Here is a 19,525-nt window from a genome sequence, read left to right as displayed (position 1 = left end):
GTTGATCGCTGAGACACGCATTGCGGCAAACCCGCCGCGCGCGCCGATCCTTTCAAGAAAGGCCCGATCATGACCAACTTCCCCGCCGATTACACGCCCCCTGCCGTCTGGACCTGGGACAAGGACAATGGCGGGGCATTTGCCAACATCAACCGACCCGTCGCGGGCCCCACGCACGACAAGGAGCTGCCCGTCGGCAAGCACCCGCTGCAGCTGTATTCGATGGCAACGCCCAATGGCGTGAAGGTCACCGTGATGCTCGAGGAGCTGCTCGCTGCAGGCCATGCGGGCGCCGAATATGACGCGTGGCTGATCGACATCCGCAGTGGCGGCCAGTTCGGCAGCGATTTTGTCGCGATCAACCCCAACAGCAAGATCCCTGCACTGATGGATCGCAGCGGTGCCCAGCCGGTGCGGTTGTTCGAATCGGGCTCGATCCTGCTGTACCTGGCAGAAAAGTTCGGCGCGTTCCTGCCGACCGATCCTGCCCGTCGCGCCGAAGTGATGAACTGGCTGTTCTGGCAGATGGGCAGCGCGCCGTATCTGGGCGGCGGTTTTGGCCATTTCTATGCCTATGCGCCGATCAAGATCGAATATTGCATCGACCGCTTCACCATGGAGACCAAGCGGCAGATGGATGTGCTGAACCGCCATCTGGCCGACAATGAATTTATGGCGGGCGGCGAATATTCGATTGCCGATATCGCGATCTGGCCCTGGTATGGTGGCGTGGCGAGTGGCGCGGTGTATAACGCGGCGGAGTTCCTGCAGGTGCAGGAATATCCGCACCTGTTGCGCTGGACAGATCAGATCGCCCAGCGGCCTGCGGTCAAGCGCGGCAAGATCGTCAATCGCACATGGGGCGATGATCTGAGCGAACAGCTGCACGAGCGGCACGACGCATCGGACTTCGATCTGCGCACCCAGGACAGGCTCGCCGCTGCCCCGGCAGAATAATCAGCCGTCCAGAAGGTCCGCCGCCAGCAGGAAGGCACCTGCCAGCCCCGAGACCGGGGCGAGCGCCGGGCGGCGGATCACCTGGGCAGCCGGCAGCGCGAAATAGCCGCCATCGGTGGCATGCGCTGTCTCGACGATGGAATCGAACAGGCCCGGCGTGCCCATCACACCGCCGCCCAGCACGATCGCATCGGGCGCAAGTGCCGCGCGCAGCGTGTTGCACATTTCCGCCAGATATCCCGCGATGATGGCGTGCGCCGGATGATCGGCAGCCAGATGCGACAGCGACTGGCCCCAGCGCGCGATGATCGCAGGGCCGCTCGCAAGCCCTTCCAGGCAATCGCCATGGAAAGGGCAGACACCTTCGAAATCGCTGTCATCGGCTGCACGGCGCGGGCGCATATGGCCCAGCTCCGGATGACCTTTGCCGCCGACGATCCGGCCATCGGCGATCACACCGCCGCCGATCCCGGTGCCGATGGTCACATAGACGCTGACCTGGGTATCGCGGGCCGCGCCGGCCCGCGCTTCGGCCAGGGCGGCTGCGTTGACATCGGTATCGAACGCGACCGGCACGCCAAGCGCGCGTGCCACGTGTCCGGCAAGGTCGCAATCGCTCCAGCCAGGCTTGGGCGTGGCGAGGATATGCCCCCATCGCGGGTCGCGCGAATCGCGCTCCAACGGGCCGAACGAGCCAATGCCGATCGCGGCAAGGCCCGCGTGCTCGCCAAGGAATGCGATCGTCTCGGCCAGAGTCGTTTCCGGGTCGCGCGTCGCGATCTGCCGCTGGTCGATGATCTCGCCAGGGCCATAGCCGACACCCAGCACGAACTTGGTGCCGCCCGCCTCGATGGCGCCGAGCAGCGGGCGGTCAGTCGGCATGCAGCCGGTCCATCGGACGACTTTCGACGATGCGCGAACGATCACCATCCAGCGCGATGCGAACCGCAGGCGCGGGCACGCCGCCGAAGGTCTCGGCAGCGACAAAGGCGCTATCGGTGGGCCGGCGGCCTTTCAGCCCCCAGTGATCGACAAAGCTGCACACCCAAAGCTCGGCACTGGCAAACCAGCTATAGGCCTGCATCGGCTCTGCATCGGGGTTGGCGATCACGAGTCCGCTGCCATTGAGCGGCGCCCAGGGGCCGGTGAGCTGCTCTGCCACCATGCCATAAAATCCGGTCGGCCCGGTCGGGCCATCGGGATTGAACACAGAGGCTTGGGTCGACCAGAAGGCATAATACAGCCCCTGATGCGCGATGATCTGCGCGCGCTCAAGCTCGTTGTTCAGCGTGTCGGCGTGGATGATCGGAGGCAGCAACTGCCACTGGCCATCCGCATCCAGCCGTGCCAGCCCGACCGCGCCGTTGAAGGCGCTGTCCGATGCGGCGAGCGAGGCGGTGAACACCAGGTAGCGCGCGCCATCGGCAGGGTCGATGAAGAATGCCGGATCGCGGAAGGCCTTGACCGTGCCGGGTGCGCCATCGTGCCTGTCTGCGGGAAGATAGACCGTGCCATCGGCAACGATGCTCTCGCGCACCTGTGACCAACCGGTGATCCGGCCATCCTCCTGCAGTGTGCCGCTGGTCTCGGCAAGCCGCTGCTGAAAGCCGCCGGGCCGGTCGGCATAGCCCGCCGCCGTGAAGTAGAGCGTGACCTTGCCCTCTTCCAGCACGGCCGAGCCAGACCATTCGCGCTCGAAATCGCCCAGCCCCGAGGGCAGCATGTCGCCCAGATCGTGCCAGCCCGATGCATCGAGATGCAGCAGACGGATCTTTGCCTCGAAATGCCGCAGGATGGGATCGCCCCGGTCGGGCGCGGCGAGCACCATCCACAGGCTGCCGCCGCGCACCGGAGCCAACCGGCCATCGGCCAGCTGCAGGGGCCACATGTCCCACAGCAGCAGATCAGGCAGGACCCGCTGCACATCCTGCGCTCCGATCAGCCCCAGCGCGGGCAGCGGCTGATCGGGAAGGGTGGCAACATGCGCGGCGGTCCAGGCAGTGGTCATCGGTTGCGTCAGAAGTCGTAACGCAGCGTGGCAGAGATGGTGCGGCCGTTGATCGAGCGCGCGCGCACGATGCCATTGGCCGGGATCGCGCCCTCTTCCGCTTCGGTGAAGCCGCGGGTGTCGAACAGGTTGTTGGCGTTGACCGACAGCTGCACCCGGTCGATCGGACGCACCGCGACGAACGCGTTGACCTGGGCAAAGCCGGGAAGCACCAGCAGGTTGTTGTCCTGCGCATAGCTATCCGTCGTGCCGACCATGTTCGCACCCAGAGTGAACATGTCCTGCTCGTACTGGCCGCTCAGCTGATAGATGAAATCGGCCTGACGACGCGGGGTGTTGCCCTGGTTGGCGGGGCTGATCCGGTCGCGGCTGATTTCCGCATCGGTATAGGTGCCGCCCGCGCTCAGCGTGAAGCCGCCGGTACGGTACGAGGCTTCGAGCTCGATGCCGTGCGCCTTGAACTGGCGGTCGAAGGTCTGGCGGCTGGTCGCTTCGAAATTGGTTTCCTCGGTCTCGGCATAGAAGCCGGTGGCATAGAGCGCCAGGCCGCCCGAGCGGTACTTGACGCCCGCTTCGGCCTGCTTGACGAAATCGATCGCCAGGCCTTCGTTGGCGATGGCACCGGTGACGAAATTGACGTTGTCGTTGTTGAACAGGATGCGATCGGCATTGGCGCGGCCGCCCTTGCTGTAGCGTGCGAACAGCGCCAGATCGTTGCTCACCCGGTAGTTCACGCCGAACGAGTAGCTGAAATAGTCGTAGCTGTAATCGACCAGCGCCGACGCACCCCGCGGAATTGTTGCGGTCTGTGCTTCTGCGGCGCTGATCGCGCCGTCGCGGTTGAAATCGAAGCTGGTGATGCCCACACGGCCACCGCCGAGGTCCGATCCGAAGGTGCGGCCCGAGGCATCGCCGAAGTCATAGCGGATGCTGCCATCGATGGTCAGCTTGTCGAACGCCATCGACAGCGAGGCGAACGGGGCGTTGGTATCATATTGCAGATCATAGGTCCGACGGCAGCAATTGCCGAAGAAGCTGGCACTGTACGCCACGGTGCCAAAGTCGCTGCGCCGCGCGCCTGCGGCGTTGACCACGTCGATCAGCGCGGCATCACCGCCGCCACGCACTTCCAGAAGGTGCGATGTCCACAGCCAGTCGGTGTTGATTTCCTGACGCGACTTGTAGAAGCCTGCGGTGAGCGTTGCGGTGCCGCTGCCCACGGCAAAGTCGCCGGTGATGCGCAGATCGTTGGTGATGTTGTCCAGGTTGTTCAGCCGGGTGTTGAACAGCACGACACTGGCGACCAGCGCGTTGCCCGGAACGTTCTGACCTGCCTGCAGGCCATTGGCGAACACCAGACGTGACCCTGCACCGGCGAGCGCAGTCGCCGTGTTGGCGGCGGTGTCGATCGATCCGGGGAAGGGCGAGGCAAAGCTGCCCGACACATCGGAGAAGCGGAAACGGTTGGTGAGCGTCCAGCCATCGGCGACCTCGAACTCGCCTTCAAGCCCGAATGCCTTGACCAGCGGACGCTGGCCAGCGGTGATGTCGTATCGCTGCGGCTGGTTGTTGCCGTCGAGGCTCTGCGCCGAGCGGAAGAAGCGCGAGTGCAGGCTGTCGCCGCTGATGTTGAAGCCGGGGACATTGGAATAGACGGGGTCGGCATTGGTGCCGGTCACCTGCACCGGATTGGGCAGATAGGCGACCGCCCGGTCGTTCAGGTACTTGCCGTAGAAACGGACGTAACCGCCGGTGAATTCCTTGGTGATGTTGACCTTGATCTGGCCGCCGCGGTTGCCGTCATAGCCAATGTCGCGCGGGCCTTCACCCTGGCGCACGAAGCCGCCCATGTGGAAATACAGATCCTGGCCGAGCGAACCGCCATAATCGAAGTCGAAGCGCTTCTCGTCGAAATCGAGGCCGAGCGTCGCCTGGATGGTGCCGCCATTCTGGTCCTTGCCGGTCTTGGAGATCATGTTGATCACGCCGCCGGGCGAGTTGGAGGCGAAGGTCGAGGCAGAGCCGCCGCGAATCGCCTCGACGCGGGCAATGTTAAGGTCGGCGCGCAGGAAGATGTCTGCGTTGCCGAAGGTGATGTCGCCAAATTCGAGGATCGGAAGGCCGTCTTCCTGCAACTGCAGGAACTTGGCGCCGCCCGATGCGATCGGCAGGCCGCGCACGGCAATGTTGGCGTTGCCTTCGCCGCCCGACGATTCGGAGCGGATGCCGGGGATGTTGCGGAAGATTTCTGCAGCGCTGCGCGGGGCGGCGGTGGCGATCTGATCGGCATCGAGCGCGCTGACCGAGACCGAGCTGTCGAGCACGTTGGCGCCGCGCGCCACGGCGGTGACGATGATGACATCGTCCTGCTCGCCTTCAGCGGCGGCAGCGTCCTGCGCGAAAGCGTTGGAAGAGAAACTCAAGCTAGCAGCGGCGAGTGCTGCATATGCGCTGCGTACGCGCAAGGCCTTTGAAATCGACATCACATCTCTCCTGAACCTGCCGGTTAGTCGGCTTTGATCGCTTATGCTACCACGACCGCAAACGATTGCAATACCCATTCTGCAATCGTTTGCAAAAAGGCTTGCCAAGCAGGCTGCCGCAAGCATAGCATGCTATCCAAGGCGCAAGGCAAGACGCCAATCGAGGATGAAGGACCGGCCCATGACCAGCGCCACGCACGCCCCGCAGACCAGCTCCATGGGCCGTGCGCCCTCCGCACCGCGGCTTTCGCTCGCGCGAATCGTCGAAATGAATCTCGGCTTCTTCGGCCTTCAGTTCAGCTTTGGCCTGCAACAGGCCAACATGACGCCGATCTACACCTTTCTGGGTGCGGACGAGGCGACGATGCCCTTGTTGTGGCTGGCAGGCCCGATGACCGGGCTGCTGATCCAGCCTTTGGTCGGCGCCCTGTCCGATCGCACGCGGTCCAGGCTCGGGCGGCGCACACCCTATTTCCTGATCGGCGCGGTGATCTGCTCGCTGTGCCTGTTCCTGATGCCCTATTCGAGCACGCTGTGGATGGCCGCGAGCCTGCTGTGGCTGCTCGATGCAGGCAACAACATCACGATGGAACCCTATCGCGCCTATGTCGCCGACCGGCTCGAGCCGGGGCAAAGACCGGCGGGCTTTCTGGTGCAGAGCGCGTTCACCGGGCTTGCGCAATGCCTGTCCTACGCGACGCCCAGCCTGCTCGTCGGGTTCGGCATCAGCCAGAACCTGGTCGATATCAATGGCATTCCGGTAATCGTGCGAATCGCCTTCGTGATCGGTGCGATCCTCTCGATCTCGACGATCGTCTGGTCGGTGGTCCGCGTCCCTGAGCTGAAGCTGAGCGAGGCCGAACTGGCCGAGATGGCGGCAAAGCCCTCAGGCGCTTTCGCTGCGCTCGCCGAAATCCGCGACGCGTTCATCGCCATGCCAAAGCCCATGCGCCAGCTCGCCTGGGCAATGCTGTGCCAATGGTATGCGATGTTCGTCTATTGGCAGTTCATCTCGCTGTCGGTGTCGCGGACCCTGTTCCCCGGTGGCGAGCGCGCAGGCAGCGCGGACTTCATCTCCGCCTCGCTCACCGCGCAACAGATGGGCGTGGCTTACAATGCCGTTGCCTTCGTGTCCGCACTGCTGCTGATCCCGATCGTGCGCCGATTGGGGGCAAGGCCGGTGCACGCCTTCTGCCTCGTCGCATCGGGCCTGGCGATGCTCAGCCTGCCGATGATCGACAGCCGCACCGCGATGTTCATACCGATGATCGGCATCGGCCTGGGCTGGGCCGGAATGATGGGCAACACCTATGTCATGCTCGCCGACTGCATTCCGCCGGAACGCACCGGCGTCTATATGGGCATCTTCAACATGTTCATCGTCGTGCCGATGCTGATCGAGACAGTCACCATGCCGCTGATCTACGCGCCGCTGCTGGGGTCCGATCCGCGCAACGCGATTGTGCTGGCCGGCGTATTGATGCTGGGCGGCGCGGTGGCAACGCTGATGGTCCGCGCAGGCGGGCGTCCGGCGGCCTCGCCGCTCACCTCGCAGGGCTGAAAACCCGATTCGGCAGGTCCGGACCGGACCATTCGCCCTGCCCCCATGCATCGGGGCTTGAACTCTTGCGCAAACAGGCCGATTTAGGCGGCTCATATACAAGAGCAGAAAGAAGGCCCTTTATGTACGATACCGTCCGCGATGCTCTGGTCCCGATTGTTATCGAACAGTCGAACCGGGGAGAGCGCAGCTTTGACATTTTCTCGCGGCTGCTGCGTGAACGGATCGTCTTCGTGACCGGCGAGGTCGAGGACAACATGGCCTCGCTGATCGTGGCGCAGCTGTTGTTCCTCGAATCGGAAAATCCGAAGAAGGACATCTCGATGTACATCAACTCGCCCGGCGGCGTGGTGACAGCGGGCATGGCGATCTACGACACGATGCAGTACATCCGTCCGCGCGTGGCCACCGTGTGCATCGGCCAGGCCGCATCGATGGGCAGCTTCCTGCTCGCCGCCGGTGAACCCGGCATGCGCACCGCGCTGTCGAACGCCCGCATCATGGTGCATCAGCCTTCGGGCGGCGCGCGTGGCATGGCATCGGACATCGAGATCCAGGCGCGCGAGATCCTGCGCATCCGCAAGCGCATGAACGACCTGTACGTGCAGTTCACCGGCAAGGATCTGGCGACCATCGAAAAGGCGATGGACCGCGATACCTTCCTGGAAGCGCACGAGGCCAAGGAATTCGGTCTGGTCGATCATGTGATGGAAAAACGCCCCGCTCCGTCCGACGAAGCAGGGAATTAACAACGATTGCATTCTATCACGAGTGCCTCGCAGCCTTATCCGCTGCGGGATTCATCGCGCCACCGGGGCTATGCATCGGTGTTGCGTGTTGAATTTCGCATTTTAGGCATTAGGCTGAAACGTCACGTTCCGGGCAAGAAGGCGCCGGAACAGAAGGAAGAGCTATGACCAAGCTGAGCGGTTCCGATTCGAAGAGCACCCTGTACTGCTCTTTCTGCGGCAAATCGCAGCATGAGGTGCGCAAACTGATCGCCGGACCTACGGTGTTCATTTGCGACGAGTGCGTGGAGCTGTGCAACGACATCATCCGCGAGGAATCGAAAGCTGGCCTGGCCGGCAAGAAGGATGGCGGCGTGCCTACGCCGCAGGAGATCTGCGATGTCCTCAACGATTATGTCATCGGCCAGAACCGCGCCAAGCGCGTGCTTTCGGTCGCGGTGCACAATCACTACAAGCGCCTCAATCATTCTGGCAAGGGTTCGGGCGAGGTTGAACTCGCCAAGTCGAACATCCTGCTCGTCGGCCCCACTGGCTGCGGCAAGACTTTGCTCGCGCAGACGCTCGCCAAGACGTTCGACGTGCCGTTCACGATGGCCGATGCAACGACGCTGACCGAAGCCGGCTATGTCGGCGAGGATGTCGAGAACATCATCCTCAAGCTGCTCCAGGCGTCCGACTATAATGTCGAAAAGGCCCAGCGCGGCATCGTCTATATCGACGAGATCGACAAGATCAGCCGCAAGGCCGAAAACCCCTCGATCACGCGCGACGTGTCGGGCGAGGGCGTACAGCAGGCTCTGCTCAAACTGATGGAAGGCACCACCGCTTCGGTTCCGCCGCAGGGCGGGCGCAAGCATCCGCAGCAGGAATTCCTGCAGGTCGACACCACCAACATCCTGTTCATCTGCGGCGGAGCGTTTGCGGGTCTGGAAAAGATCATCGGTGACCGTCTGCAGGGCAAGTCGATCGGCTTTGGCGCGCATGTCGCCTCGCCCGAGGAACGCAAGACCGGCGAGATGCTGACCAAGACCGAGCCTGAGGATCTGCTCAAGTTCGGCCTGATTCCCGAATTCGTCGGCCGCCTGCCGGTCATCGCCACGCTGGAAGACCTGGATATCACCGCATTGGTGCAGATCCTGAAGGAGCCCAAGAACGCGCTGATCAAGCAGTATCAGAAGCTGTTCGAGCTGGAGGACGTGGAGCTGAGCTTCACCGAGGACGCGCTCGAGGCGATCGCCAAGAAGGCCATCGAGCGCAAGACCGGCGCACGCGGCCTGCGGTCGATCGTCGAGGCGATGCTGCTCGACACCATGTTCGAACTGCCCGGCATGAAGGGCGTTGCCGAGATCGTCGTCGACAAGGACGTGGTCGAGGGCCGCAAGGACCCGATCCAGGTGTTTGCCGCCAAGGACAAGATCGAGGCAGGCGACGCCGCCTGACCGGCTGACGTTCGCATATTCGACCGACAAACGGGGCGCGGAACTGGTTTCCGCGCCCTTTTTGCTGCCTTTCCGGCGAGTCGCGCGGCGACCACCCGGTTCGCTGCGCTGCAACACATTTGTGACAATCATCCCGCAAATGAGCGTGTCATTTATGCCGCAGTTGCGAACAAATCGTCATCCACCCAGATCAGGCCCGGCCGTCCCCGCCACCCGGCTGTGGCTCAACATCCCTTTTTTGTTATATTTATCAACACTTTGCACTCACTCGCCCGTGAGAGCACTCCCGGTGTCATATTGTGACTTATAACTGTCACATATCTTTCACATTGCTTTCGCTTTTGTGTCCTTAGCGCCGACTAGTGCGCCGCTCATCTCTTGAGTTGTGAGAGCGCTTTCATAGCCGCCAGTGTCCAATGGGCGGCAAGAAACGGGGAAAGACACATGCATATTCGCTATTATCTCGCGGCCAGTGCGGCCGCGCTTTCGTTGGCTACCGTCATGGCGACGCCAGCATACGCCCAGGAAACGACCTCGGCGATCCGCGGTTCCGTCACCGGCGACGGAGCACCGCTCGCAGGCGCACAGGTCCGCGTGATCCACACGCCTTCTGGTACCGTGTCGAGCTCGACCACGGATGCACAGGGCAACTTCAGTGCCAACGGCCTTCGTGTCGGCGGCCCGTTCGTCATCGAAATCAACGCGGACGGTTTTGAACAGTCCTCTGTCACCGACATTTTCCTGCAGGCTGGCCAGCCGCTTCGCTTGCCCATCGAGCTGCAGTCGCAAGCCGTGATCGTCGTATCCGCCTCCTCGGTGCGCAACTCGCTCGAAACCAGCAAGGGCCCGATCACCGCGCTGAGCCGTGAAGAAATCGATGGCGTTGCTTCGATCAACCGCGACATCCGCGACCTTGCTCGCCGTGACCCGTTCGTCACCATGGATCTTTCCAACAGCCGGACGATCGAGATCGCCGGGACCAACGGCCGCCTGAACCGCTTCTCGGTCGATGGCGTCCAGTTCTCGGACGATTTCGGCCTGAACAACGGCGGCCTCCCGACTTCGCGTGGCCCCGTGCCTTTCGATGCGATCGAGCAGTTCTCGGTCAAGGTTGCTCCTTTCGACATCGCTGAGGGCGATTTCCAGGGTGGCGCGATCAACGTTGTGCTGCGCTCGGGTTCCAACGATTTCCATGGCGGCGCATTCTTCACCTACACCGATGACAGCCTGACGGGTAACAGGACGCGTGGACGGGACGTGTCGCTCGACTTCGATTCGAAGCAATATGGCGGCAACATCAGCGGCCCGCTCATCAAGGACAAATTGTTCTTCATGTTCGCCTATGAAAAGACCGAAGAGAGCGATCCCTTCGACAATGGCGTCGGTGCCGGCTTCTCCGCCCCGATCCCCAACCTGAGCCAGGCGCAGATTGACCGGGTCAGCCAGCTCGCTCAGTCGATCTACAACTATGACACGCTGGGCCAGATCCAGAACGCCGTCGAAGAAGACGAAAAGTTGGTTGCCAAGCTGGACTGGAACATCACCGATGGCCACCGCGCTTCGGTTACCTATGTCCGCAACGTGGGCAATCAGCAGTTCCAGCAGAACACTTCGACCAGCCTGTCTTCGCCACGCCTTGGCCTGTTCTCGAACGGTTACGAACTGACCGAAGAAGTCAATTCGGGCGTTTTCCAGCTGAACAGCCAGTGGGCCGACAATCTGTCGACAGAGTTTCGTGCATCCTATCGCGATTATAACCGCGGTCAGACCGCGTTTGGCGACAACAACATCGGCCAGGTTTCGGTTTGTCTGGACGAAGTGGCAGCCGGATCGGCAACCAACTGCTCCACTGGCGTCCCCCAGATCGTGTTCGGTCCTGACGTGTTCCGTCATGCCAACGCCTTGAACACCGAAAATCTGTCGCTCGATTTCACCGGTCGTCTCAGCGTCGGTGATCATGACCTGCGCCTGACGGTTGGTTACACCGATCAGAGCACGTTCAACCTCTTTGTGCCTCGCTCACTGGGTCAGTTCTATTTCGACTCGATCACCGATTTCCAGAACCGCAACGCAGGCCAGCTGCAGTTGAACAATGCTGTACCGTCGCTCGACCCGAATGACGGTGCCGCTCGCTTCAGCAGCCAGACCTTCACCTTCGGTTTCCAGGACGATTGGCAGGCAACCGATACCCTGCAGATCAGCTATGGCGTTCGTTATGACCTTCTGAACGTTCCCGATCGCCCGGCGGCCAATGCCAACTTCCTGGCGCGGACTGGCTTTTCGAACCAGTTCACCTTCAACGGCCTTGGCGCAGTCCAGCCTCGCTTCGGGTTTACCTGGAATGCTACCAACCGTCTGGTAATCCGCGGCGGCGCAGGGATCTTTGCAGGCGGCACGCCTGACGTGTTCCTCTCGAACAGCTTCTCCAACACGGGTCAGCTGACCAACCAGATCACGATCAATCGGACCGCCCAGTGCAACACGGCTGGATCGCTGTGTGCTGCCGGTCTGAACAACGTGAACCTGACGAGTTTCGCGCCCAGCGTGGAAAGCTTCCTGACGACGAACGTGGCCTCGCTGGCTGGTGCACCAACCGACGCTGTCGATCCCGATCTCAAGCTGGCCCGCCAGATGCGCGCAACTCTGTCGGCGAGCTACGAAGCCGACCTTGGTCCGCTGGGTGATGGCTGGTTGTTCGGTGCAACGGTCCTGTATGGCCAGCAGGTTTATGGCTACAACTGGATCGACGCACGCTCGGTTCCCATCGGCACCCTGCCCGATGGCCGTCTGCGCTATGGCCCGATTGGTGGAACGCCGACCAACAACCGTGACCTGGTGATGACCAACACCACCGATGGACGTTCGTGGATTGGTTCGTTCCAGGTAGAAAAGAGCTGGGATTGGGGTCTGAGCATTTCGGGTAGCTACACCCGTTCTGACGTGACCGATGTCAATGCGATCACCTCGTCGACCTCGAGTTCGCTGTACGGCAACAACGCGTTTTTCGATCCGAACAACGTCGCCCTCGGCCGCTCGATTTACGAGATCAAGGACCAGTGGAAGTTCGGCATCGATTTCAACAAGCCGTTGTTTGACGATACCCACAACACGCGCATCAGCCTGTTTGGTGAATATCGTTCGGGCCGTCCTTACAGCATCACGATGTTCGACAACGTCAATGATGCCAATGGCCGCCCGGCTCTGACGGGTACCATCGGCAACAACAACCGGACCCTGCTGTACATCCCGACCGCCGGCAACGATCCTCGCGTCACCTTCGCGAATGCTGCAACGGAAACCGCATTCAACAACGCGGTTGCCCAGCTGGGCCTCGAAAAGTTCCGTGGCGGTGTTGTTTCGAAGAATACGCAGCAGTCGCCCGACTTCTTCAAGGTGGATCTCCATCTCGAACAGGAAGTACCGCTGTTGTTCGGATCGAAGCTCTCGGTCTTTGCAGACATCGAAAACGTACTGAACCTGATCGACAGCGACTGGGGTTCGCTGCGCCAGGTTGGCTTCCCGCAGACCTCGACGCTGGTTCAGGCGACCTGCGCGCAGGCCAATGGCAATAGCTGCACGCAGTACCGTTATTCGAACGTTCTGTTGCCGAACGAGGCGCTGGTCACGCGGCCGTCGCTCTACGGTATCCGCCTGGGTGTCCGTGTGAAGTTCTGATCTAACGTCTTCCCTGTCGGGGGAGATAAACAGGGCGCGGTGGTTTCGGCCATCGCGCCCTTTTTCTTGTGCCGCAGCACCGCACGCTGCAGGCACAAAAAAGCCCCCTGTTCCGATGCTGGAACAGGGGGCTTTTTGCGTCTGATAATGCTTGGATTCAGCCCTTAAGATCAGGCGGCAGCGCCTCGCTCTTGAGCATCGCGACGACCTCGTCCAGCGACAGGAACTCCTGCTGCTGCTGGCCCAGGCGGCGCAGCGCGACGGTGCGCTTTTCGGCCTCCTGCTTGCCAACGACCAGGATGTTGGGCACCCGGCCGACCGAATGCTCGCGCACCTTGTAGTTGATCTTCTCGTTGCGCAGATCCTCCTCGACGCGAATTCCCGCCGCCTGCAGCGTTGCGACGACTTCACGCGCATAATCATCGGCGTCCGAGACGATCGTCGCCACCACTGCCTGCACCGGCGCGAGCCACAGCGGGAACTTGCCCGCATAATGCTCGATCAGGATGCCGATGAAGCGTTCGTAGCTGCCCAGGATCGCGCGGTGCAGCATGATCGGGCGGTGGCGGTTGCCATCCTCGGCGATATAGCCTGCGTCCAATCGCTCGGGCAGCACGGTATCGGTCTGGATGGTGCCGACCTGCCAGGTGCGGCCGATCGCGTCGGTCAGGTGGAACTCGAGCTTGGGCGCATAGAACGCACCTTCACCGGGCAGCTCTTCCCAGCCCCATTCTGCGGTGTTGCGGCCTGTGGCTGCGACGGCATCGCGCATCGACTGTTCGGACCAGTCCCACATTTCGTCGGTGCCGAACCGCTTTTCAGGCCGCAGCGCGAGCTTGATGGCATAGTCGCCAAAGCCCAGATCCTTGTAGACCGTGTCGAGCAGGTCGCAGAACTTGGCGATCTCGTCGACGATCTGGTCTTCGCGGCAGAAGATGTGCGCATCGTCCTGCGTGAACTGGCGCACGCGCATCAGCCCATGCAGCGCGCCGTGCGGCTCGTTGCGGTGGCAGCAGCCCATCTCGGCGAGCCGCAGCGGCAGGTCGCGATAGCTCTTGATGCCCTGGCGGAAGATCAGAACGTGCGCGGGGCAGTTCATCGGCTTGAGCGCCATCCAGGCGGCGTCGTTCGACACCACCGGGCCCTCGTCCTCGGTGTTGGGCACCTCGTCGGGGATGACGAACATGTTCTCGCGATACTTGCCCCAGTGGCCGGACTGCTCCCACTGGCGCGCGTCCATCACCTGCGGCGTTTTCACCTCCAGATAACCGGCGGCGTCGAGCCGGCGGCGCATATAGGCTTCGAGCGCGCGATAGATCACGAAACCGCGCGGATGCCAGAACACCGATCCGTGCGCTTCGGCCTGGAGGTGGAACAGGTCCATCTCCGCGCCGATCTTGCGGTGGTCGCGCTTGGCGGCTTCTTCGAGCCGCACCAGATGCGCATCGAGCTGCTTCTTGTTGAGCCAGCCGGTGCCGTAGATACGGCTGAGCTGCGGGTTGCGCTGGTCGCCGCGCCAGTATGCGCCCGAGACGCGCGTCAGCTTGAATGCCTGCGGATCGAGCTTGCCGGTCGAAGCCAGATGCGGACCGCGGCACATGTCCATCCACGCGCCGGGACGCCCCGGTTCGCCCGACCAGTAGACCGTCAGCTCCTCGTTGTCGGGAAGCTCGGCGGCCCATTCTGCCTTGAAGCTTTCGCCCGCCGCCTGCCAGCGCGCGATCAGGTCGCTGCGGCTCCACACCTCGCGCACCAGCGGCAGATCGGCGGCGATGATGCGGCGCATCTCGGCTTCGATCGCGGGCAGGTCCTCGTCGGTGAACGGGCGTTCCTTGGGCGCGAAGTCGTAGTAAAAGCCGTCGTCGGTCGAAGGCCCGAAGGTGATCTGCGTTCCGGGAAACAGGCTCTGCACCGCCTCTGCGAGCACATGCGCGAAATCGTGTCGTGCCAGCTCGAGCGCATCGGCCTCGTCGCGCGCGGTGACCAAAGCCAGCTGGGCATCGCCCTCGAACGGCCGCATGATATCGCGCAGCTCGCCATCGACCCGCGCGGCGATCGCCGCCTTGGCAAGGCCGGGGCCGATCGCGGCGGCGACATCTGCCGGGGTCGACCCTTGCGGCATTTCGCGCACCGAACCATCGGGCAGGCTGATCTTCAGAAGCTGGGACATATCATGTGTCTTTCTTGTCGCTTGTTCCTGCGCCATGGCACAATCCGGCGCAGCCCAAAAGGGCCAGTTTTCAGCGTCGATGATCAGGGAAAGTGCGAGGGGCTGACGCCAAAGCCACCCGCACCGGGGTGGCTGGCAATCGCGAAAGTCAGCCCGCGCTTGCCCGCCCCCGGTTGCCCGGAGTGGTGCTAGTGCTGGTCAGGGTGCGGATGCTCGCCATGGGCCTGATATAGCGGCGAATGGTGACGGAGTCACTATACCTCTCTCCCCACCCGCCTGCGGGAGGGGAGAGAGATGGAGCGACCCTCCCCAACCTGTAAACGACAAGTTCCCCAATCCTTTTATCAAGGGTACTTGACATTCGCAGCACCAAAAGACAATGTTCCTTTACATCGAATCAAGGGAGCTTGACCATGAATGCTTATCTCCATGCCCTGTGCTGGGCGCTCGCCATCATGGCGCTGGCGGTGCTGAACGTGCTGGACGTGATCTCCGATGGCACCGCGCAGGCGCTGTTCACCACGCTGCCGATCCTCGCCGTCATCTCGGTCACGCAGCGCGACCGGTGCGCGCGCCGCAAGGGCTGCTGACCCGTGCAGGCCAAGGATCATCCCGCAATCCGCCGCTACACGCGGCGCATCATCCCGATCACCTCCGCCTATGTCGGCGCGATTACCCTGGCGGCCGCACTGCTGCCCGACGATGCACCTGCCAGCGCGCTGACGATAGGGCTCGCATTGCTTCCCGGCATCGCCGCGCTCGGCTGGCTCTGGGCGATGGGGCGGCTGCTGATCGAGCTCGACGACGAGTATCTGCGCATGCTCGAGGTGCGCAAATTTCTGGTCGCCACCGGGGCGACGCTGGCGATCACCAGCGTATGGGGCGTGCTCGAACTCTTCTCGCCCGAGGTTCCGAAGCTGGCAGTCTTCTTCGTCTTCCCGATGTGGTGCATCGGGCTGACGCTGGGCCAGCTGGTCAACCGCTTTGCCTTTGGCGACCAGGACAGCTGCCAGCCTTCGGAGGACGCGTGACATGACCACGCACAAGACCATGCCCGCCTATATGCGCCGCTACGCCGCGCGGCTGCTGCTGTTCATGGGGGCTTATGTGGCCGCCCTGACCGGTAGCCTGATCTTTGCCAACAATGGCGGCGACCATGCCCAGGGCACGCTGATCGGGCTCGCGCTGATCAGCGCCTTTCCGATCATCGGCGTCTTCTGGGCGATCTTCCGACTGCTGGTCGAGGCGGATGACGAATATCAGCGGTTGCTGCTGATCAAGCAGACGCTGCTCGCTACCGCGCTGACCCTGGCCATCGTCACCGTCTGGCAGTTCCTGCAGGTGTTCGATGTGATCGACACCGGCCCGCAATGGGTGGGAGCGGTCTGGTTTGCGATGTGGGGGCTGGCGGCCCCTGTCGTAAGGTGGCGCGCATGAAGAACCGGCTCAAGGTACTGCGCGCCGAGCGCGACTGGACGCAGGGCGATCTCGCCGATGCGCTGGAAATCTCGCGGCAGAGCATCAACGCGATCGAGACGGGCAAATACGACCCCTCGCTCCCGCTTGCCTTCCGCATCGCCGATCTGTTCAATCTGCCGATCGAGGCGATCTTCCTGCGCGACTGATCTGGCGGTGCCCGCCGCCCTCCCTGCCCAAACTAAGGACACCGACATGAAGACTCTCTTGCGTGCTGCTCTTGCGGCGGCCACCCTTGCTGCTGCCCTGAACGTGCCAGCCCTGGCTCGCCCGGCAGACCCACAGGCCCCGCGACCGACCGCGCAGGCTGAACGAACCCGCATGACCGTAACCGTGGTCGGCAATGGCCCCGACGTCATTCTCATCCCCGGCCTTGCCAGTCCGCGCAGCGTGTGGGACCCGACGGTTGAACAGCTCAAGGGCCGATACCGCCTGCATCTGGTGCAGATCCGTGGCTTTGGCGATGCTGCCGGAGCCAATGCCAGCGGCCCGGTGCTGGAGCCGTTCGTCGAAGATGTTGCCAGTTACATTCGTGATTCGGGCCTCAAGAAACCGGCGGTCATCGGCCATTCGATGGGGGGTCTGACCGCAGCGATGATCGCCGCGCGCCACCCGGATCTGCTGGGCCGGGTGCTGATCGAGGACAGCCTGCCATTCATCGGCCTGATCTTCTCGCCTCTGGCGACCGTCGATGCCGTGCGCCCGCAGGCCGAGGCGTTGCTCAGGGCAGCACTGGCGGCAGGACCGCAGCCACAAAGTTCCGATGACCCGACACTGGCGACCATGTCCGCCACACCAGAGGGCCGCAAGCAGGTGATGGCGTGGAGCGCAGGAGCAGACCATCGCGTGACCGCGCAGGTCTTTCACGATGTCCTGCTCACCGATATCCGGCCCGTGCTGGGCAGAATCAGCGTCCCTGTGACCGTGCTCTACCCCCATGACACCGTGGTGGGGCCGGTCGCTTATGTCGACAGCCTTTATGCCGGGGCCTATTCGGGTCTCGCCGGCGTGCAGCTGAAGCGGATCGACAACAGCCGCCACTTCATCATGCTGGACCAGCCCGAACGTTTTGCCGAGGCGGTAGAGGCCTTTCTGTCCGGCCACGGCAGCTGACGCCGATCGCGCCGGGGGCGCTCCCCGCTGCCTGCCCCGGCGCGACAGTTTACATCGCTGCTCCCTCGACTTTGCGCGCCGCGCCCGGTTATACCGGCGCAAACAGCACGGCGCTGCGGGGGAGCATCCTTACATGACCGAACTCTTTCTTGGCCTGGGCGGCGGCGAGCGGCAGAACCTGGTACTGGCCCGCGCCAACCGCCACGGCATGGTCGCAGGCGCCACCGGCACCGGCAAGACAGTGACCTTGCAGGGCATTGCCGAGAGTTTTTCCGCAGCGGGCGTACCGGTGTTCGTCGCCGACGTGAAGGGCGATCTCGCCGGCATCGCGATGCCCGGATCGCCGACGTTCAAGCACCACGACAAATTGGTCGCACGCGCGGCGGAGATCGGGCTCGAAGGCTATGCCTATTCGGACAATCCGGCGATCTTCTGGGACCTTTACGGCGAACAGGGCCACCCGATTCGCACCACGATCAGCGAGATGGGGCCGCTGCTGCTCGCGCGGCTGATGGGGCTCAATGACACGCAGGAAGGCGTGCTCAACATCGCCTTTCGCTATGCCGACGAGAAGGGGCTGCTGCTGCTCGACCTCGCCGACCTGCAAGCAGTGCTCGCCTACACGGCCGAAAACGCGAGCGAGCTGTCCGCACGCTTCGGCAATGTCACCAAGGCCAGCGTCGGCACCATCCAGCGGCAGCTGCTCCAGCTGGAAAGCCAGGGCGCGGGCGAATTTTTCGGCGAACCGGCGCTCGAGATCGACGATTTCCTGTGCTGCGACGACCAGGGGCGTGGCTATATCAACGTGCTCGCCGCCGACAAGCTGATGCAGAGCCCCAAGCTCTACGCCACCTTCCTGCTGTGGCTGCTGTCCGAACTGTTCGAGACGCTGCCCGAGGTGGGCGATCCCGAAAAACCGAAGCTGGTCTTCTTCTTCGACGAGGCGCATCTGCTGTTCGACGATGTACCCAAGGCGCTGGAGGAGAAGATCGAGCAGGTCGTCCGCCTGATCCGCTCTAAGGGCGTGGGCGTCTATTTCGTTACCCAGAACCCGATCGATATCCCTGAAAAGGTCGCAGGACAGCTGGGCAACCGGGTGCAGCACGCGCTGCGCGCCTTCACCCCGCGCGACCAGAAGGCGATCAAGGCTGCGGCGGATACCTTCCGCATCAACCCCGAGCTCGATGTCGAGACCGCGATCACGGAATTGAAAACCGGCGAGGCTCTGGTCTCAGTACTGCTCGAGGACGGATCGCCCTCGATCACCCAGCGCACGCTGATCCGGCCGCCGCGCTCGCGGCTGGGCCCGCTGACGCCGAAGGAGCGCGCGATCATCCAGTCGGTCTCGCCCTATGACGGCAAGTACGACACCCGGATCGAGCGCGAATCGGCGATGGAAGTTCTGGCGCAAAAGGCCGCTGATGCGGCTGCCGTGGCCGAGGAGGTAGAGGTCAAGGGCAAGGAAACCGTCGCCAAGCAGCCGCGCAAGACAACATCGATCTGGGCGAAGGCTGGCAATGCGGCAGCAGGCGCGGCCGCGGCATCGGCAGGCGCGGTGATCGCGGGCGCAATTCGCGGCAAGAAAAGCAGCGCCCGGCCTGGTGCCAGCGCAGCCAGTGCGGCTGCAGGCACGGTCGCGACCGAGATCGGCAAGGCGTTCGGCTTTCCGGGTCTGGGACGATTCGCGCGCAACCTGCTGGGCGGGTTGATGCGCTAGCGGTGTTCGAGAGGCTCGCGCGTACGTCCCTCGACTTCGCTCGGGAACGCGGAGAGGATAGTGCCTTTCCGCGTAGTGCACCCCTCCCCGTCTGTCCCGAGCCCTTCGACGCCGCCTGTCGGCGACGCTCAGGATAAACTTCAGCAACAAGCTGAAGTCGAGGGACGTACGCGCCGA

The 19,525-nt window shown here is 63.0% G+C and carries 15 protein-coding genes; 11 read left to right on the top strand and 4 right to left on the bottom strand.

Annotated features, from left to right (window positions below):
- The first annotated feature begins 69 nt into the window (after positions 1-69).
- Positions 70-957 (top strand): glutathione-dependent disulfide-bond oxidoreductase, encoded by an 888-nt coding sequence (gene yghU / locus D618_RS0111620; protein WP_017671693.1) that lies wholly within the window; start codon positions 70-72, stop codon positions 955-957.
- On the opposite strand, the gene D618_RS0111615 is transcribed toward yghU, so the two are convergent.
- The 3 genes from D618_RS0111615 to D618_RS0111605 are packed head-to-tail and all read right to left on the bottom strand — an operon-like array spanning position 958 to position 5,448.
- Positions 958-1,839 (bottom strand): ROK family protein, encoded by an 882-nt coding sequence (locus tag D618_RS0111615; RefSeq protein WP_017671692.1) that lies wholly within the window; start codon positions 1,837-1,839, stop codon positions 958-960.
- The gene (locus D618_RS0111610; protein ID WP_017671691.1) at positions 1,829-2,965 is read right to left on the bottom strand and encodes a glycoside hydrolase family 68 protein; all 1,137 of its coding nucleotides are present in this window, start codon (positions 2,963-2,965) and stop codon (positions 1,829-1,831) included. Before D618_RS0111610 ends, D618_RS0111615 begins: the two co-directional genes overlap by 11 nt.
- 8 nt (positions 2,966-2,973) lie before the next feature.
- A complete protein-coding gene (locus D618_RS0111605; RefSeq protein ID WP_051041387.1) occupies positions 2,974-5,448 on the bottom strand; it encodes a TonB-dependent receptor in 2,475 nt (824 codons plus the stop codon).
- 181 nt (positions 5,449-5,629) lie between these two features.
- On the opposite strand from D618_RS0111605, the gene D618_RS0111600 reads away from it, so the two are divergent.
- From D618_RS0111600 to D618_RS0111585, 4 genes are all read left to right on the top strand, one after another.
- The gene (locus D618_RS0111600; RefSeq protein WP_238550661.1) at positions 5,630-7,009 is read left to right on the top strand and encodes an MFS transporter; all 1,380 of its coding nucleotides are present in this window, start codon (positions 5,630-5,632) and stop codon (positions 7,007-7,009) included.
- A gap of 122 nt (positions 7,010-7,131) precedes the next feature.
- Positions 7,132-7,758 carry an ATP-dependent Clp endopeptidase proteolytic subunit ClpP gene (clpP, locus tag D618_RS0111595; protein ID WP_017671688.1) on the top strand — a complete coding sequence of 209 codons (627 nt, stop codon included), beginning with the start codon at positions 7,132-7,134 and terminating at the stop codon, positions 7,756-7,758.
- A gap of 164 nt (positions 7,759-7,922) precedes the next feature.
- On the top strand, positions 7,923-9,197 hold the full coding sequence (gene clpX, locus D618_RS0111590) for an ATP-dependent Clp protease ATP-binding subunit ClpX (protein WP_017671687.1): 1,275 nt from the start codon (positions 7,923-7,925) through the stop codon (positions 9,195-9,197).
- A gap of 444 nt (positions 9,198-9,641) precedes the next feature.
- Positions 9,642-12,872 carry a TonB-dependent receptor gene (locus D618_RS0111585; RefSeq protein ID WP_017671686.1) on the top strand — a complete coding sequence of 1,077 codons (3,231 nt, stop codon included), beginning with the start codon at positions 9,642-9,644 and terminating at the stop codon, positions 12,870-12,872.
- A gap of 157 nt (positions 12,873-13,029) precedes the next feature.
- Here the strand turns inward: D618_RS0111585 and thrS are convergent, their stop codons facing one another.
- The gene (thrS, locus tag D618_RS0111580) at positions 13,030-15,042 is read right to left on the bottom strand and encodes a threonine--tRNA ligase (RefSeq protein ID WP_017671685.1); all 2,013 of its coding nucleotides are present in this window, start codon (positions 15,040-15,042) and stop codon (positions 13,030-13,032) included.
- Between the two features lie 413 nt (positions 15,043-15,455).
- Between thrS and D618_RS19885 the strand changes: the two genes are divergently transcribed.
- The 6 genes from D618_RS19885 to D618_RS0111550 all read left to right on the top strand — a co-directional run bounded on the left by D618_RS19885 (position 15,456) and on the right by D618_RS0111550 (position 19,348).
- Complete coding sequence (locus D618_RS19885) at positions 15,456-15,632, top strand: hypothetical protein (protein ID WP_017671684.1); 177 nt, start codon at positions 15,456-15,458, stop codon at positions 15,630-15,632.
- Between the two features lie 3 nt (positions 15,633-15,635).
- Positions 15,636-16,073: a hypothetical protein gene (locus D618_RS0111570; RefSeq protein WP_017671683.1), complete on the top strand. Its 438-nt coding sequence runs from the start codon at positions 15,636-15,638 to the stop codon at positions 16,071-16,073.
- 1 nt (position 16,074) lies between these two features.
- Positions 16,075-16,479 (top strand): hypothetical protein, encoded by a 405-nt coding sequence (locus D618_RS18265; RefSeq protein WP_017671682.1) that lies wholly within the window; start codon positions 16,075-16,077, stop codon positions 16,477-16,479.
- A complete protein-coding gene (locus tag D618_RS0111560) occupies positions 16,476-16,667 on the top strand; it encodes a helix-turn-helix transcriptional regulator (RefSeq protein ID WP_026091591.1) in 192 nt (63 codons plus the stop codon). The genes D618_RS18265 and D618_RS0111560 overlap by 4 nt, the downstream gene beginning before the upstream one ends.
- Before the next feature lie 46 nt (positions 16,668-16,713).
- Positions 16,714-17,631, top strand: coding sequence for an alpha/beta hydrolase (locus D618_RS0111555; RefSeq protein WP_152414676.1), 918 nt, complete (start codon positions 16,714-16,716; stop codon positions 17,629-17,631).
- A 133-nt stretch (positions 17,632-17,764) separates the two neighbouring features.
- A complete protein-coding gene (locus D618_RS0111550; protein WP_017671679.1) occupies positions 17,765-19,348 on the top strand; it encodes a helicase HerA-like domain-containing protein in 1,584 nt (527 codons plus the stop codon).
- Positions 19,349-19,525: the final 177 nt, after the last annotated feature.

The sequence above is a fragment of the Blastomonas sp. AAP53 genome, from assembly GCF_000331245.1.
In the GTDB taxonomy this organism is placed as follows: Bacteria; Pseudomonadota; Alphaproteobacteria; order Sphingomonadales; family Sphingomonadaceae; genus Blastomonas.
This window is presented reverse-complemented; position numbering and strand designations above follow the sequence as displayed.

Coding starts and splice junctions, on each gene's coding strand:
- yghU (WP_017671693.1), top strand. CDS start 70: ATGACCAACTTCCCCGCCGATTACACGCCCCCTGCCGTCTGGACCTGG.
- D618_RS0111615 (WP_017671692.1), bottom strand. CDS start 1,839: ATGCCGACTGACCGCCCGCTGCTCGGCGCCATCGAGGCGGGCGGCACC.
- D618_RS0111610 (WP_017671691.1), bottom strand. CDS start 2,965: ATGACCACTGCCTGGACCGCCGCGCATGTTGCCACCCTTCCCGATCAG.
- D618_RS0111605 (WP_051041387.1), bottom strand. CDS start 5,448: ATGTCGATTTCAAAGGCCTTGCGCGTACGCAGCGCATATGCAGCACTC.
- D618_RS0111600 (WP_238550661.1), top strand. CDS start 5,630: ATGACCAGCGCCACGCACGCCCCGCAGACCAGCTCCATGGGCCGTGCG.
- clpP (WP_017671688.1), top strand. CDS start 7,132: ATGTACGATACCGTCCGCGATGCTCTGGTCCCGATTGTTATCGAACAG.
- clpX (WP_017671687.1), top strand. CDS start 7,923: ATGACCAAGCTGAGCGGTTCCGATTCGAAGAGCACCCTGTACTGCTCT.
- D618_RS0111585 (WP_017671686.1), top strand. CDS start 9,642: ATGCATATTCGCTATTATCTCGCGGCCAGTGCGGCCGCGCTTTCGTTG.
- thrS (WP_017671685.1), bottom strand. CDS start 15,042: ATGTCCCAGCTTCTGAAGATCAGCCTGCCCGATGGTTCGGTGCGCGAA.
- D618_RS19885 (WP_017671684.1), top strand. CDS start 15,456: ATGAATGCTTATCTCCATGCCCTGTGCTGGGCGCTCGCCATCATGGCG.
- D618_RS18265 (WP_017671682.1), top strand. CDS start 16,075: ATGACCACGCACAAGACCATGCCCGCCTATATGCGCCGCTACGCCGCG.
- D618_RS0111560 (WP_026091591.1), top strand. CDS start 16,476: ATGAAGAACCGGCTCAAGGTACTGCGCGCCGAGCGCGACTGGACGCAG.
- D618_RS0111555 (WP_152414676.1), top strand. CDS start 16,714: ATGAAGACTCTCTTGCGTGCTGCTCTTGCGGCGGCCACCCTTGCTGCT.
- D618_RS0111550 (WP_017671679.1), top strand. CDS start 17,765: ATGACCGAACTCTTTCTTGGCCTGGGCGGCGGCGAGCGGCAGAACCTG.